15 protein-coding genes are annotated in these 14,929 nt (G+C 65.2%); 10 read left to right on the forward strand and 5 right to left on the reverse strand.

Annotation, left to right across the window (positions count from 1 at the left end; all coding sequences use genetic code 11):
- Window positions 1-65: 65 nt before the first annotated feature.
- Window positions 66-548, reverse strand: coding sequence for an adenosine-specific kinase (locus ACLMAJ_RS12300; RefSeq protein WP_412013754.1), 483 nt, complete (start codon window positions 546-548; stop codon window positions 66-68).
- 123 nt (window positions 549-671) lie between these two features.
- Window positions 672-1,130 carry an SRPBCC family protein gene (locus ACLMAJ_RS12305; protein ID WP_412013755.1) on the reverse strand — a complete coding sequence of 153 codons (459 nt, stop codon included), beginning with the start codon at window positions 1,128-1,130 and terminating at the stop codon, window positions 672-674.
- Between the two features lie 249 nt (window positions 1,131-1,379).
- On the opposite strand from ACLMAJ_RS12305, the gene ACLMAJ_RS12310 reads away from it, so the two are divergent.
- From ACLMAJ_RS12310 to ACLMAJ_RS12335, 6 genes are all read left to right on the forward strand, one after another.
- The gene (locus tag ACLMAJ_RS12310; protein ID WP_412013756.1) at window positions 1,380-2,165 is read left to right on the forward strand and encodes a GntR family transcriptional regulator; all 786 of its coding nucleotides are present in this window, start codon (window positions 1,380-1,382) and stop codon (window positions 2,163-2,165) included.
- Window positions 2,165-2,392: a 4Fe-4S dicluster domain-containing protein gene (locus ACLMAJ_RS12315; protein WP_040689749.1), complete on the forward strand. Its 228-nt coding sequence runs from the start codon at window positions 2,165-2,167 to the stop codon at window positions 2,390-2,392. Before ACLMAJ_RS12310 ends, ACLMAJ_RS12315 begins: the two co-directional genes overlap by 1 nt.
- A gap of 30 nt (window positions 2,393-2,422) precedes the next feature.
- On the forward strand, window positions 2,423-3,850 hold the full coding sequence (locus ACLMAJ_RS12320) for an ABC transporter substrate-binding protein (RefSeq protein ID WP_412013757.1): 1,428 nt from the start codon (window positions 2,423-2,425) through the stop codon (window positions 3,848-3,850).
- Between the two features lie 46 nt (window positions 3,851-3,896).
- A complete protein-coding gene (locus ACLMAJ_RS12325; protein WP_412013758.1) occupies window positions 3,897-4,739 on the forward strand; it encodes an ABC transporter permease in 843 nt (280 codons plus the stop codon).
- A 155-nt stretch (window positions 4,740-4,894) separates the two neighbouring features.
- Window positions 4,895-5,608, forward strand: a complete 714-nt coding sequence (locus tag ACLMAJ_RS12330) for an ABC transporter ATP-binding protein (protein WP_412014065.1) — start codon at window positions 4,895-4,897, stop codon at window positions 5,606-5,608.
- Window positions 5,605-8,313 carry a fumarate reductase/succinate dehydrogenase flavoprotein subunit gene (locus tag ACLMAJ_RS12335; protein ID WP_412013759.1) on the forward strand — a complete coding sequence of 903 codons (2,709 nt, stop codon included), beginning with the start codon at window positions 5,605-5,607 and terminating at the stop codon, window positions 8,311-8,313. The genes ACLMAJ_RS12330 and ACLMAJ_RS12335 overlap by 4 nt, the downstream gene beginning before the upstream one ends.
- 83 nt (window positions 8,314-8,396) lie before the next feature.
- On the opposite strand, the gene ACLMAJ_RS12340 is transcribed toward ACLMAJ_RS12335, so the two are convergent.
- Window positions 8,397-9,038 (reverse strand): TetR/AcrR family transcriptional regulator, encoded by a 642-nt coding sequence (locus ACLMAJ_RS12340; protein ID WP_412013760.1) that lies wholly within the window; start codon window positions 9,036-9,038, stop codon window positions 8,397-8,399.
- Between the two features lie 95 nt (window positions 9,039-9,133).
- Here ACLMAJ_RS12340 and ACLMAJ_RS12345 point away from each other — a divergent pair, with 95 nt between their 5' ends.
- Complete coding sequence (locus tag ACLMAJ_RS12345; RefSeq protein WP_412013761.1) at window positions 9,134-10,489, forward strand: cytochrome P450; 1,356 nt, start codon at window positions 9,134-9,136, stop codon at window positions 10,487-10,489.
- Between the two features lie 6 nt (window positions 10,490-10,495).
- Here ACLMAJ_RS12345 and ACLMAJ_RS12350 read toward each other — a convergent pair whose 3' ends face one another.
- Window positions 10,496-10,849 carry a hypothetical protein gene (locus tag ACLMAJ_RS12350; RefSeq protein ID WP_412013762.1) on the reverse strand — a complete coding sequence of 118 codons (354 nt, stop codon included), beginning with the start codon at window positions 10,847-10,849 and terminating at the stop codon, window positions 10,496-10,498.
- Window positions 10,850-11,062: 213 nt separating this feature from the next.
- On the opposite strand from ACLMAJ_RS12350, the gene ACLMAJ_RS12355 reads away from it, so the two are divergent.
- Window positions 11,063-11,869 (forward strand): LLM class flavin-dependent oxidoreductase, encoded by an 807-nt coding sequence (locus ACLMAJ_RS12355; RefSeq protein ID WP_412013763.1) that lies wholly within the window; start codon window positions 11,063-11,065, stop codon window positions 11,867-11,869.
- Window position 11,870: 1 nt separating this feature from the next.
- Here ACLMAJ_RS12355 and ACLMAJ_RS12360 read toward each other — a convergent pair whose 3' ends face one another.
- Window positions 11,871-12,449: an NAD(P)H-binding protein gene (locus ACLMAJ_RS12360; RefSeq protein WP_412013764.1), complete on the reverse strand. Its 579-nt coding sequence runs from the start codon at window positions 12,447-12,449 to the stop codon at window positions 11,871-11,873.
- A 148-nt stretch (window positions 12,450-12,597) separates the two neighbouring features.
- On the opposite strand from ACLMAJ_RS12360, the gene ACLMAJ_RS38070 reads away from it, so the two are divergent.
- Both ACLMAJ_RS38070 and ACLMAJ_RS12370 read left to right on the forward strand, forming a co-directional pair.
- Window positions 12,598-12,870, forward strand: a complete 273-nt coding sequence (locus ACLMAJ_RS38070) for a hypothetical protein (protein WP_479725030.1) — start codon at window positions 12,598-12,600, stop codon at window positions 12,868-12,870.
- Window positions 12,871-13,293: 423 nt separating this feature from the next.
- Window positions 13,294-14,766, forward strand: a complete 1,473-nt coding sequence (locus ACLMAJ_RS12370) for a catalase (RefSeq protein ID WP_412013765.1) — start codon at window positions 13,294-13,296, stop codon at window positions 14,764-14,766.
- Window positions 14,767-14,929: the final 163 nt, after the last annotated feature.

Genomic DNA, 14,929 nt, shown 5'->3' on the forward strand with positions numbered 1-14,929 from the left:
ACCGGACTCCCTACCCTCCTCCACTCTGCGCGTGCGCGCAATGCGGAGCCGCACCGGACGGGCTTCTACAACTTGTAGCCGATCTGACGGAGTAGCTGTCTGCGGTCTGCCTCATCGTCGGCGTTTTCTATGCCCAGCGGCGCTGGCCCATCGACCACTCCGACGATTCCCCTACCCAGCTCGGTCTCGGCAATCAACACTTCCACGGGATTCGCTGTGGCACAGAAGATTCCGCAGACTTCCGGAACATGCTTGACCGCATTGAGCACATTTACCGGGTATCCCTCACGTAAGAAGACGATGAACGAGTGTCCCGCCCCGACTGCGACCGCGTTCTTCGTGGCGAGCTCGACCAGATCATCGTCGTTGCCCGAGTGGCGGACAAGGCGCGGCCCGGATGCCTCGCAGAATGCCACCCCGAACCGCAGGTGGGGACCGATCCCGACCAGCGCCTCGTGCAGGTCCTCGACGGTTTTGATGAAGTGGGCCTGTCCGATGATGACGTTGAGATCGTCCGGTTTTTCGATACGCACGGCTGTCAACTCCACAGAGACATACTGCGCCTCACCGACGCGGATTCACAGCATTTCGGCACCGATTTGCCGGTATCTCGGTAGCTGAGCGAAGGCGAGGTGCGCAATGCGGGGCCGCACCAGGCGGGGCAGTCCGGGTCAGGAGCGCTCAGCGAGGTCAGCCAGTCTGTCGAGAGAAGCCTGGAGCTTGTCAGCGGTCGTCGCCCGTGCGCGTGGCAAGCGCTTCTCGTCGGTCAACCGTGACCATTCGTAGGTGTGGGTGACCCGAGTCCTGTTCTCGCCCAACGCATCCAACTCCCAGCGCCACAGATGCCCCGGCGGTTCCTGGCCCGGCTCCGCGGGCAGCCACGCGATACGGCGACCCTCTACGAACTCCACCACATGATTGTCTCGAACCGCGCCGTTGGTGATGGTCATGGTGAACACATCGCCCACGCCGTGCACGCGTTGTCCGGTCGGGGCCTGTGCCAAATTGTCGTTCCCATCCCATCGAGGCTGCTGCGAGGGGTCGGCTACCAGCTCGAAGACTTGTTCCGCCCCGACGGCGATTTCCCGGCTTGCGGTCACGACGCGCTGTGTCTCGGTGTTGTCCGTCATCACCCGATCGAAGCACACCCGCCGTCACGCCACCTCCCCCACGTGCTTCCGCTGAAATCAGCCCCGATGCTCGGCATTCGAATCTGCGTGATCGGAACCCGCGGCCGTCGACCGAGGTGGCGTAATGACTGCAGAATGACCTGTTTCCCCAGGTCACAGCCGGGGATCGGCGGCGAAATAACATCCCCTGAATTGCGCTGGATTCGCGGCGGGATCCGAGCGAGCGCCCGCCAACTATCGTCGCTGTCTATGCAGGTCAGCGATAGAAAGGTGGCGGAGGTGGGAGCCGAACCGATACCGGTGCGACGGTTGCGTGCCGACCAGGCGCGCCGGGTGGCCGATGTGCTGCGTCACCAGATTCACTCGGCCGCGTTCGATGAGGTGCTGCCGAGTGAGCAGCAGCTCGTCGCGGAATTCGATGCCTCACGAAATACGGTGCGCGAGGCGTTGGCGTTACTCAAGGACGAGGGGCTGATCGATCGGGTGCCGAAGGTCGGCACCCGGGTGACCAACCGCAAATACGACCACGGGCTCGATGCGCTGCTCGGGTTGCAGGAGACGCTCAAGGGGCACGGCACGGTGCGTAACGAGGTGCGCGCGGCGATGCACGTCACCGCACCGCCCGCGGTCGCACGGAAGCTGCGCCTGGACCCCGGTGAGCGCGTTGTCTACATCGAGCGGCTGCGGTATCTGGCTGACCTGCCGCTGAGCCTCGATCTGACCTATCTCGCGCCGGATATCGGGACCGAGGTCCTCGGTCACGACCTGGAGACCAACGATATTTTCGTTCTCATCGAACAGATCAGCGGTGGTCCGCTCGGCTCGGCCGATCTCGCACTCGAGGCCATCACCGCCGACTCACACACCGCGGCGACGCTCGAAGCCCCTGAGGGCGCGGCACTGCTGATGCTCGAACGGCTGACCCGCCTCGAGGACGGTCGACCCGTCGATCTGGAGTACATCCGGATGCGCGGGGACCGAATCACTATGCGCGGCAGCCTAATCCGTAGCACCCCAGAATGGAAGGTCATCTGATGGCACTCGCGAATCAGCGCACCGATATCCCGGTCACCATCGATGAGTCGCTGTGCATCCAGGGCTGCACGCTGTGCGTGGAGATCTGCCCGCTCGATTCGTTGGCGATCAATCCCGAAAACGGCAAGGCCTTCATGCATGTGGACGAGTGCTGGTACTGCGGCCCGTGCGCGGCGCGATGCCCCACCGGGGCCGTCACCGTCAATATGCCCTACCTGCTTCGCTGAACCGCTCTCGCGCCGAATCCGGAAGTTCCCATGACGAAACGCCTCGCTCCCCTCGTCCTTGCCCTCGTGCTCGCCGCCGCGGGCTGCTCACTGCAAAACTCGGACAACACCGCAGCCGGGACCGTCAAGGTCGTGGTCGGCTACCAGTCCAAGACCATCAACACCGTCACCGCGGGCACCCTGCTGAAAGCTCAGGGCTACCTCGAGCAGCGACTACAGAAGATCACCGATAATGGCGGCGCCAAGTATCAGGTGGAGTGGCAGGACTACGACACCGGTGCGCCCATCACCGCGCAGATGCTCGCCGAGAAGATCGATATCGGCTCGATGGGCGACTATCCGTTGCTGATCAACGGATCTCGAACACAGGCCAACGAGCGAGCGAAGACCGCGCTGGTGTCGGTAACCGGGTACCAGCCCAAGGGTTCACTCAATATGGTTGTGGTGCCCCAAGATTCGACGGCCGCGAGCATCGCGGACCTGGCCGGGCAGAAGGTTTCGGCGAGTGTCGGTTCCGCCGGCCACGGCACCCTGGTACAGGCACTGTCGCGCGCGGGCGTCGACCCGGCCAAGGGTGTGGAGGTGCTCAACCAGCAGCCCCAGATCGGTGCGACCTCGCTGGAATCGCACCAGGTCGGCGCGCTCGCGCAGTTCGTGGCATGGCCGGGACTGCTGGTATTCCAGAATAAGGCCAAATTGCTCTACGACGGTGCGGAACTCGGCGTACCCACCTTTCACGGCGTAGTCGCACGGCGCACGTATACCGCCGACCACCCTGAGGTCCTGCAAGCATTCCTCGCCGCACAGCTCGACGCGACCACGTTCCTTCGCGAGAAGCCCTTCGATGCCGCCGGGATCGTCGCCGACGGCTCCGGGCTGCCACAGGAGGTCGTGTACCTCTACAACGGCCCCGGCGGTACATCTTTCGACACCACGATCAAGCCGAGCCTTGTCGATGCGCTGAAAGGCGATGTGCAGTACCTGAAGTCGATCGGCGACTTCGCCGAACTCGATATCGACAGGTTCGTCGATCCCGCACCACTGCGCAAAGCGTTCGCCGAGACCGGCCAGGGCGACTACGACCAGGCGCTCGCCGCCACCGCCAACCCGACCCGAGTCACCGGCACCGACCCGATCTGCGCTCGCGCCGTGGAAGATTCGCCGCAGGCGGGTGAACTGTGGGTCGAGGGCGCCGACCGTCCGCAACCCGCCGCCGACCCGACCTGCCTGCTGCGCGCGGTCCAGGTCGCGAAGGCGCAGGGCAAGGTGATCCGCGCGGCGTACGTCCCAGATGCCGAACTCGGCACGAGATGGTTTGCCGACAAGGCGGTCTGGTTGCGCGAGGGCGATAAGTTCCTGCCGTTCACCACATCCGCCGCCGCACAGCGCTACCGACATGCGCACACCACCGCAGTGCCGGTCGCCTACGACCAGGCCGTCACGGAGGTCCGCGGATGAGTGTTCTGTGCCCCAGGATGGAGTCGAAACCGAGCGAGGCGCGGCCATGAGCACCGCGGCCCTTGTCGGACCCGCCACGGCCGAAAAAGGTGAAACCGCCAAGCCGCCGAGGAACTCCGCATGGCGCATCCGCCTGATCCAGGTGGTATCGGTCGCGGTCGCGATCGGACTGTGGCAACTACTCACCGCCAACAACGTGCGGCTCTGGCTGCGCTTCGACGTGCTGCCCACCGTCACCGACATCGTCGCCGAGTTCGGTCGGCAGTTCCAGAAGAACCAGTACTTCGTGGATATCGCACAGTCGCTGATCAGAATTCTGACCGGATTCGGTCTCGCGGCCGTGATCGGCGTCATCGCGGGCATCGGACTCGGACGCTCCGGGCTGCTCGCCGCGATCTTCGGACCGCTCACCGAACTGGCCCGCCCGATCCCGGCGATCGCGCTGGTACCGGTGGCGATCCTGCTGTTCCCCAGCGACGAGTCCGGGATCGTCTTCATCACCTTCACCGCGTCCCTGTTCCCCGTGCTGGTCAGCACCAGGCACGCGGTGCGCGCGCTGCCGACCATCTGGGAGGACGCACTGCGCACCCTCGGCGCTTCACGCACCGATGTCCTTGTGCGCGTTGTCTTTCCCGGCATCCTGCCCGGGGTGTTCAGCGGTTTGTCGGTCGGCATGGGGGTGGCGTGGATCTGCCTCATCTCCGCCGAAATGATTTCCGGGCGGCTCGGCATCGGCTACCGAACCTGGCAGGCGTACACCATCGTCGACTACCCGGCGGTGTTCGTCGGCATGATCACCATCGGCATCCTCGGCTTCTGCACCTCCGGCATCGTCGAACTCGCAGGACGCAGAATCACCCGCTGGCTGCCACGGGAGGTATCCAATTAACGCTTCTCCTACTTGCCGGAACCACTGACACATTTCCGCGACCCCACCCCTGAAAGGAGGATGGCGCTTCCTCTCCCCGTGAACCGGGGAGTATCCGCGCCACACTCCCGATGACAACCACCACAACACCTTCCGCCACACAGCCCACGGCAGCCGTGACCGGAATGCGTCTGGCCCTGGACGGTATTCGGATCAGTTATGGCAGCAAGACGGTGATCGAGCACCTCGATCTCACCATCGCCTCCGGCGAAATCCTGGTCGTGGTCGGCAAATCCGGCTGCGGCAAGTCGACATTGCTGCGCGCCATCGCTGGACTGCGTACGCCGGAGGCCGGAGCCATCCTGGCCGACGGCGCGACAGTTACCACGCCGTCGGCCGATCGCGCCCTGGTATTCCAGGACGACGCACTGCTGCCGTGGCGCACCGCACGCCAGAACATCGAACTGGCATTGCAATTGCGGAAGGTTCCTCGCGGCGAACGCAAGGCGACCGCGCAGCGGTGGGTCGAGGAAATCGGGCTCACCGGCTACGCCGACTACCTCCCCCGCGACCTGTCCGGCGGCATGCGCCAGCGAGTCCAGTTGGCGCGCAGCCTCGCGGGCGAGCCACGCTCGGTCCTGATGGACGAGCCCTTCGGCGCGCTGGACACCCAGACCCGAACCACCATGCAGCGCTTACTGATCGACACCTGGCGCGCCCATCCGACCACCATCGTGTTCGTCACCCACGACCTCGACGAGGCACTGCTGCTCGGCGACCGCATCGCGGTCCTCGGCGACGGTGCGCTGCGCGCAGTCGTCGAGGTGCCCGACCCGCGCGAAGCCGTGGACCGCAGGTCCGTGAAGGCCGAAATCCTGGAGACATTGTGAGCCTTGCAGACGCCGCGAATCCGCTAGCACCGCTACAGGTCCCAGAGCTGTCGGATCGAATCCGGCTGGACTGCGACGTGCTGGTCATCGGCGGCGGCACCGCCGGAACGATGGCCGCACTGACCGCCGCGGAGCAGGGCGCGAATGTACTACTGCTCGAGAAGGCGCACGTGCGACACTCGGGCGCCTTGGCGATGGGCATGGACGGGGTGAACAACGCGGTCATCCCCGGCAAGGCCGAACCGGAGGACTACGTCGCCGAGATCACCAGGGCCAATGACGGAATCGTCAACCAGCGCACCATCTATCAGACCGCGACCCGCGGTTTCGCGATGGTGCAGCGGCTCGAACGCTACGGCGTGAAGTTCGAGAAGGACGAGTACGGCGAGTACGCGGTACGACGCGTGCACCGGTCCGGCTCCTATGTGCTGCCGATGCCCGAGGGCAAGGACGTGAAGAAGGCGCTGTATCGCGTGCTGCGCCAGCGCAAGATGCGCGAAAAGATCCGGATCGAGAATCGGCTGATGCCGGTCCGGGTGCTCACCTCGCAGGGCCGCGCGGTCGGCGCCGCCGCATTGAACACGCGCACCGGCGAATTCGTCGCGGTCGCCGCCAAAGCGGTCATTCTGGCGACCGGTCCGTCGGGCCGGTTGGGCCTGCCTGCCTCCGGCTACCTGTACGGCACCTACGAGAACCCGACGAACGCGGGCGACGGATACTCGATGGCCTACCACGCGGGCGCCGAGCTCAGCGGCATCGAATGCTTCCAGATCAACCCGCTGATCAAGGATTACAACGGTCCCGCCTGCGCGTACGTCGCCAACCCGTTCGGCGGCTACCAGGTGAACGCCGCGGGTGAACGTTTCGTCGACTCCGACTATTGGTCGGGCCAGATGATGTCCGAGGTGAAACGCGAGATCGAATCCGCGCGCGGGCCCATCTATCTGAAGGTTTCGCACCTGCCCGATGAGACCCTTTCCACCCTCGAAGGCATCCTGCACACCACCGAACGCCCCACCCGCGGCACCTTCCACGCCAACCGCGGCCATGACTACCGCACCCACGACATCGAAATGCACATCTCCGAAATCGGCTTGTGCGGTGGACATTCCGCCTCCGGCGTCTGGGTGGACGAGCATGCGAGGACCACGGTCCCCGGCCTCTACGCGGCGGGTGACCTGGCCTGCGTGCCACACAACTACATGATCGGCGCGTTTGTCTTCGGTGATCTGGCAGGCGCGCACGCCGCCTCGACCCTCCCCGAGGTCGCAGCGCCCGAGGAACTCCCCGAATCCCAGCTCGCCGAGGCCCACGAGCTCGTCTACCGCCCGCTGCGCCAACCGGACGGCCCACCGCAGCCGCAGGTCGAATACAAACTGCGCCGCTTCGTGAACGACTATGTGGCCCCACCGAAGACGGCGGCGAAACTCTCCATCGCCGTGGAGACCTTCGAGCGGATGCGCGGCGAGATCGCCGACATCGGCGCACGCTCGGCGCACGAACTGATGCGCGCGGTGGAGGTGTCGTTCATCCGCGACTGCGCCGAAATGGCGGCACGCAGTTCGCTCACCCGCACCGAATCACGGTGGGGCCTCTACCACGAACGGGCCGACCTCCCCGAACGCGACGACACCGAGTGGCGCTATCACCTCAACCTGCGTAAGAATGCTGACGGCGCGATGGAATTCCTGAAGCGCCCTGTCGCGCCGTACCTGGTTCCGGTGCCCGGTTTCGACGACCTCCCCTCGACCGACACCACCATTGTTCCGGTGCAGCAGCCGGAGCTCGTCGGTGGCCGAGCACCCGCCGAGAGCCCGCGCACGGTCCGCGAATCGGTCGAACCGCCATCGCCTCGGCTCGTGACGCTGCTCGCCTTGGATTCGCCTACGGTGCGGGAACTCTCGTCCTACCTGTCCGACGAGGACGCGGGTGTCCGAGTGGCCGCGCTGGCTGTACTGACGGAGAATACCCCCGACGGTTTCGCCGCGATACTGATCGACGCGCTCGACGACGCGGCGGCATCGGTGCGACGCGCGGCGACCGACAGCTTGCGTGAACTCGTCGAGGTACTACCCGCGGCGGACGGATTGTCCGATCGGCTCGATTCGCCCGATCCCGTCGTGCGCGCGACCGTCATCGACCTGCTGCGCGCCCTTCGCTCCGGTTCCGCCCCGCAATTCGCTGCGGCACTGACCGATACCGACCATCGGGTGCGGATCGAGGCAGTTCGGGCGCTGGTATCGCTCGACGACTGGCACGGCGTCGCCTCGGCCGCCGCCGACGAGAACCGCGAAGTCCGCATCGCCGTGGCACACGGTATCGCGGCCATCGCCGCGGAAGGCTCCGACACCGTGCGTGCGCTGACCTCGGACCACGATCCCCTGGTGCGCGCCGCCGCATTGGCGGCGTTCGCGAGCCTCGGCGTCTCCCACGACGACACCCCGATCCTCGCCGGAGCACTCGGGCAGTCCGCATGGCAGGTCCGGGTAGGCGCGGCCCGTGGACTGGCGGGCGCCGACCCCGCCACCGCGGTGCCCACGCTCACCGAAGCACTGCTCGACCCGCACCTCGATGTCCGCAAGGCGGCCGTGCTGTCGCTGACCACCTGGCCCGATAACGGATCCGCACACGACGCCTTGAAACAGGCCGTCGACGACACCGACGCCGACGTCCGCGCCTACGCTCGCCGCGCGCTCGCACGATAACGATGCGATCGACCACCGGCGATCGAAACCTGGGCGCGCGCACGCCGCGGCGACCGGCGTCGTCGCGATAGCGCGGGGAGTTTCTAGGGGTGGCCTGCGTCGTTGCGTGCGGCGTCAACCGCGGCGACGAACAGGTGCGCGAGCTCTTCGATGTATTCCTCACGCGGGAGATCTATTGCGCCACTGAGCCATTGCGCTGCCGCGTCCGCCTGGCCGCCGACGATGATGTGCGCGGCGAGCAATAGGCGGGTGCGTTTGCGGCCGGTGAAGGGGCCGTGCACAATCTCCGCCTGTTCGGCGGTGTATTCGGCGAACAGGCGGACGGACTCGGCCTTGCGTGGCGCGGCGACCTCATTGCCGATGGCCTCGGTGAACAGTCGGGCCCTGCGCTTGTCGTCGGTGAAATAGTCGACGAAGACCTCCATCGCGGCACGGGCCCGCAGGAACAGATCCTGCGGCTGCGCTTCGACCGCGGTGCGCGCCAGCGCGAAGAACTCCTCGAACATGGTGTCGAACAGCGCGACGAGTAAGTCTTCCTTGCTGTTGAACTGCTCGTAGAAATAGCGCTGGGTCAGTCCGGCTCGCTCACACACCGACGTCATCGTCAGCTTCACGACGCCGTGCGCGCCGACCTCGTCGAAGCCCGCTTCGATGAGGTCGGCCCGGCGTTGCGCCAGCCGATCCTCGGCGCTGACTCCCCTGAAGGGGCGGACAACCGACGTCACGCCCGCAATCTTGACACACAGTCATGTCAAGTTCACACTTTAACCAAAGTTGACATGGATCACAGTCAGCTTTCGCCCCTCGCCGTGGAGGAACGATGTCGACCTTCTTGATCAGCCCGCCGACCGCGCCACCGAGCAGCAGCGGCCTGAAGGCCATCGCCGGATCGCGCGGTATGCCGATCATCGGTGAAAGCTATGCGATGCTGCATCACCCGGAGCAGTGGGCACGCGAACGCTACACCCGTTACGGGCCGGTGTCGTGGACAACGGGTTTCGGCAGACAGGTCGTCGTCCTGCTCGGGCCGGACGCCTGGGATATTCCGATGACCAACCGGGACAAGGCATTCGGCAGCGGACCAGCATGGGATTACCTGATCGGGCCGTTCTTCCGGCGCGGCATCATGCTGCTCGATTTCGAGGAACACCTGCACCACAAGCGGATCATGATGCAGGCCTTCACCCGCTCCCGCTTGACGGGCTATCTCGACGCCATGAACCCGATCATCGAGCGAGGCTTGGCAGACTGGGCCGCCTCGAGCTCGTTCCGCGGCTATCCGGCCATCAAACAGGTCACCCTCGATATCGCGACACGAACTTTCATGGGCGCGGCACTCGGCGACGAGTCCGACACGGTGAATCAGGCTTTCATCGACTGTGTCCGCGGCGGCACCGCCTACCTTCGCTTCCCGGTGCCAGGGCTACGGTGGTCGCGCGGGTTGCACGGCAGGAAGGTACTCGAGCGGCTACTGCGAAAGCAGTTGCCCGCCAAGCGTGCGGCCGGTGGCGACGATCTGTTCAGCGCTCTGTGTCACGCGCGCTCCGACGACGGGCAGAGCTTCACCGATGACGACGTGGTCAACCACATGATCTTCCTGCTGATGGCCGCACACGACACCACAACCATCACCATGTCCACGATGATGTACTATCTCGCCAAACATCCTGAGTGGCAGCAACGTTGCCGTGCCGAGAGCGCGGCGCTCGGCACCGAGGTGCTCGACTACAACGGCCAGGAACAGCTCACTTCACTCGACCTCGTCATGAAGGAATCGCTGCGTCTGCTCGCTCCCCTGCCCAGCATCCCGCGCTCCGCGGTGACCGACACCGAAGTACTCGGCCACTTCATTCCCGCGGGCACGTTCGTCACGGTGATGCCCCAGTTCACCCATCACATGCACGAATACTGGCCCGATCCGGAACGCTTCGACCCAGGACGATTCTCCGACGAACGCCGTGAGGACAAGATCCACAAGCACGCCTGGGTGCCCTTCGGCGCGGGCGCCCACAAATGCATCGGTCAGTACTTCGGCGGCATGCAGGTCAAGGCCTTCATGCATCAACTACTGCGACAGTTCGAATGGACCGTTCCGCCGAACTATGAATTACATTGGGACAGAACATCTCTCCCTCGTCCGAAAGACGGACTGCACATCATGCTGCAACGACGATGATCCAGCTCATGCGCAGCGGAACCAAAATTCGGCGACCGGAGTGACGTCAGGGGCGACGGTCACCTGCGCGTAGGCGTCGCTGGCAAGCTGACAGCCCGACGGAACCGCCGTGACCTCGACTTGATAGCACCCATCGGGAAAGCTGCTGGTCACGGTGCCGTCGCCGCCGGTGGTCAGCGTGGCGAGCACCGGCCCTGCGGCGCAGCTCGTCACGCCCGTCACCACCCCGGTCACTGGAATTCGATCCAAACCGGTAACCGCTTGCACCGTCACCGCACCCTCGTCAGGAACTCGAGCCGCCGACGTCGCGCCCCCCGACACCGCCGCGAGCGTCGCGACGACTGACCCAACGAAAACCATCCTGCGCACCCTGATCTCCTCCGGTCGATGAGGGCGCCCGTCGCCCCATGCGTCAATATAGGCGCTGATCAGGGCGATCCGCGCCAGCCGCGCACGCGAATGTGCCCGAAGGTGAGCGTCTCAGGCATAACGCTGAGCCTTCCAGCCATTGGAACACTCACCCGCGGCCCTTAGCGTTGGAGGCAGACAAACGAGAACGGATGGATGAACAATATGACCGTTGCTGTTGGCGTGATCCTGCCTACTTCTACCCCCGATCCACGACACCCGATCCTGGGTGATGTGCGGGCAAGCGCGCGATTCGCCGAAGAGGTCGGGCTCGAATCAGTGTGGTCCACAGACCATCTCATCGCGAGCGCGGCAATGCTGGACAGCACCGTGACATTGGCGACCGCGGCCGCGGTGACCGATCGGATTCTGATCGGATACAACGTCCTACTCCTCGCGTTGCGCCCGACGGCATGGGCGGCCAAGCAGATCAGCTCGTTGCAATATGTGTCGGGCAATCGACTCATGCTCGGCGTCGGCACCGGCAATCCGGCACACGGCGACATCGGATGGCGCGCGGCCGGTCTGTCGTTCGAGGATCGAGGGCGGCGGACCGACGAGGCATTGCGGGTGCTGCCGAGTCTGGTCGCCGGTGAGCCGACGACCTTGCCCGACGGCCTCGAGGTCACGCTGACGCCGGGATCGGCAATGCCGCCGGTATTGGTGGCGGGCAACAGCAATCGAGCGCGACGTCGCGCCGCGGCCTATGGCGACGGATGGATCACCCTGCAAACCGAACCGGATCAGATCGTCGGGGAGATCGCCGAACTCCGGGAGCTCACCGCACCACACGGCCGACCCACTCCCGCGGTAACCGTTGTCGCACCGTCGTTGTCGGCCGATTTCGGGCAGGCCGCCGAGCAGGTGGCGCAGTATGGGCGGGCCGGAGTCGAACGACTGATCTTCGCCCCGACCGGGCCCGACTGGCAACGCGACTACGAGTTCGCCGCGAAACTGGCCGCCACGCAATAGGTCAGTCGACAACCACAACGACGCCGCTGTCCGCCTCGAGCAGCTCCACCGTGCGCGCGGCGGCGGTGTCGATATGCACCCGGGGCCCGGCGGGTACTTCGGTCTCGTAATACGTTCCAGGGCCATAGAACTGGCCGTACTCGACGACCACACCGTCGGCAGCGAGCACCGCGGCCTCGTGATCGCGGATCACTTCGCCGCGCCCGGCGGTGGGCTCCCACGCAATGCTCTGTGCGAGAAAACGTCTCGCGCCCGCGTCTCGCGCCGCGGCTACCAGATTCCGTGTCCCCTCGGTGCGGATCCGCGCATTCGCGCCCGCCAGCTCCGGCAGCAGTGCGGCATCGTCGGGCAGATCGGTGAGCTGATGCATCACCAGGTCCGGACCGAACTCGACTACCGCGGCGGTCAACTCGGCCGAATCGTAGACATCGCAGACCACCGGCTGCCCACCCGCCGCGCGCACCTGATCGGCCTTCGACTCCGATCGAGTCATGCCGGCTACCTCATGTCCCGCCGCGACCAGCAACGGCAGCAGTCGAACTCCGATGACACCGGTCGCGCCCGCCAGAAAGATCCGCATCCACCCACACTATCCACCTCAGCCGAGGCTTCGTGAGATCGGACCGACCCGCGACCCGCGACCCGCACCACCCGGGCAAAGGCAGCCCGGGCACGATCAGCCGCTCATATGCTCGTTGCACAGCGGATCGATCGAGATGGAGCATCCAATGGCGGATCGGGAAGTGCTGACCTGGGAATTGTTCGGGTCGGCGAGTCGGGAGCCGGCGACCGAGATCGCCGACGACGGATTCGAGCCCGACCTGGTCCTCTCGATTGCCCGTGGCGGCCTGTTCGTCGCGGGCGAGCTCACCCCCTCCAAGGTGCTAGAACAGCGCCCTGACACCGACCCGTCCATGCATTCTCGTTCGCATGAGTTCCGCCTAGACGAGCAAGTCCGAAGTGCCGTGACATGGGCGGAGGGTGCCGAAGACAGTGTGTGACGACTGTGTCGCGTGCTGGTTTGGTGCCGGTGGTGGTTCGGCGGCTCGTTCCAGGGGTGCGGTAGCGGTCAACGCAGCGGCGGCTTGTGGCGGCGGAAAGTGTTTCGATCGGCCAGGCCCGATCACGCATCGACACCGGACGGTGTCGCTTCCAGTCGGCGACGCCCGATGGCCGCCGGCCACCCGCGACCCGCTACCGCGGTGATCTCACTGACGAGCCCTCGGTCTGATTGGCGGAAGAGTAGGATTTTTTCCGCAGAGCGGTGCGGGTGTAACGGTGTTTTCGGCGCTCGAAGCACTGGGGATGATCGGCGATTTATACGTTGCGCGGCGTGATGCCTCGACGGTGTGTCGATTTGTGAGCTGCAGGTTCGCCGCGCTCGGTCACTGCCCCGGATTTCCACACACATCGGAGGTAGGGAGATGAATACCTCACAGTCGAAACTGACAACGGATTCGGGTATTCCGGTTGAAAGCGACGAGTTCTCGCTGACGGTCGGTCCCGGAGGCCCGATTCTGCTGCAGGATGCCTATCTGATCGAGCAGATGGCTCAATTCAATCGGGAGCGGATCACAGAGCGTCAGCCCCATGCCAAGGGCAGCGGCGCGTTCGGCCGGTTCGAGGTCACCCGTGACCTCAGTGCATATACCAAAGCGGCGGTGTTCCAGCCGGGCACCTCGACCAGATCGGTGGCCAGATTCTCACAAGTGGCCGGGGAGCGCGGATACCCCGACACAGTGCGGGACCTGCGCGGGTTCGCGCTGAAGTTCTACACCAGCGAAGGCAACTACGACATGGTCGGCAACGCCACGCCGATCTTCTTCGTGAAGGACCCGCTGCACTTCCAGCATTTCATCCGTTCGCAGAAGCGCCGTGCCGACAACAACCTGCGCGATAACGACATGCAGTGGGACTTCTGGACGCTGCTGCCCGAAACCGCGCACCAGGTGATCTGGCTGATGGGCGACCGCGGGATACCGCGCACGTGGCGGCACATGAACGGCTACAGCTCGCATGCCTACATGTGGATCAACGCCACGGGCGAGCGGTTCTGGGTGAAGTATCAATTCAAGACGGATCAGGGCATCCAGTGCTACACCCAGACCGAGGCCGACCTGCTTGCCGGGACCGACCCCGATTACCACACCCGTGATTTGTACGAGGCAATCGAGCGCGGCGAGCACCCGAGCTGGACGCTGTTTGTGCAGATCATGCCCTTCGATGATGCCGCAGGCTATCGGTTCAACCCGTTCGACCTGACCAAGGTGTGGCCGCACGGCGACTACCCACTCATCGAGGTCGGACGGCTGACCCTGGACCGCAACCCGGTCGACAATCACACGCAGATCGAGCAGGCTGCCTTCCAGCCCAACAATCTGGTCCCGGGTATCGGGCCGAGCCCGGACCGGATGCTGCTGGCGCGCCTGTTCTCCTACGCCGACGCACACCGAGCCCGGCTGGGCGTGAACTACGAGCAGATCCCCGTCAACGCACCGGTCGTGCCCGTGCACACCTACAGCAAAGACGGGGTGATGCGGATCCAGAACCGCACCGACCCGGTCTACGCACCCAATTCCAAGGGCGGACCGCGCGCCGACAGCGAGCACTACCCGCCCCCCAGTTGGTACACAGACGGCGACATCATGCGTACCGCCTATGAACGACACAGCGAAGACGACGATTGGGGCCAAGCGGGAACCCTCGTCCGCACCGTGATGGATGCTGCAGCACGCGATCGCCTCGTCGACAACATCGTGAGCCACCTGCTGGCCGGCGTGACCGAGCCGGTCCTGAAACGTGTCTTCGAATACCTGCGCAACGTCGACACCAGCCTGGGTGACCGAGTCGAACACGACGTTCACGCACACAAAGGTGTCCACGCGGCCAGGTCCTGATCACAGCCGCGTCAACCTGAGGCGCGCCGCTGGCAACGAGCGCCGGACGATCGCCCGCGACGGGTGAACCGCTCGGGTGTCGATACCAGTGGCGCAGGCGATGGAAAGGCAAGGTGGCGAGTGCAGGGCAGCAATGATTCCGGCCAGCGGGACGAGTCGGACG

The organism is Nocardia arseniciresistens (assembly GCF_046764875.1).
GTDB lineage: Bacteria > Actinomycetota > Actinomycetes > Mycobacteriales > Mycobacteriaceae > Nocardia > Nocardia arseniciresistens.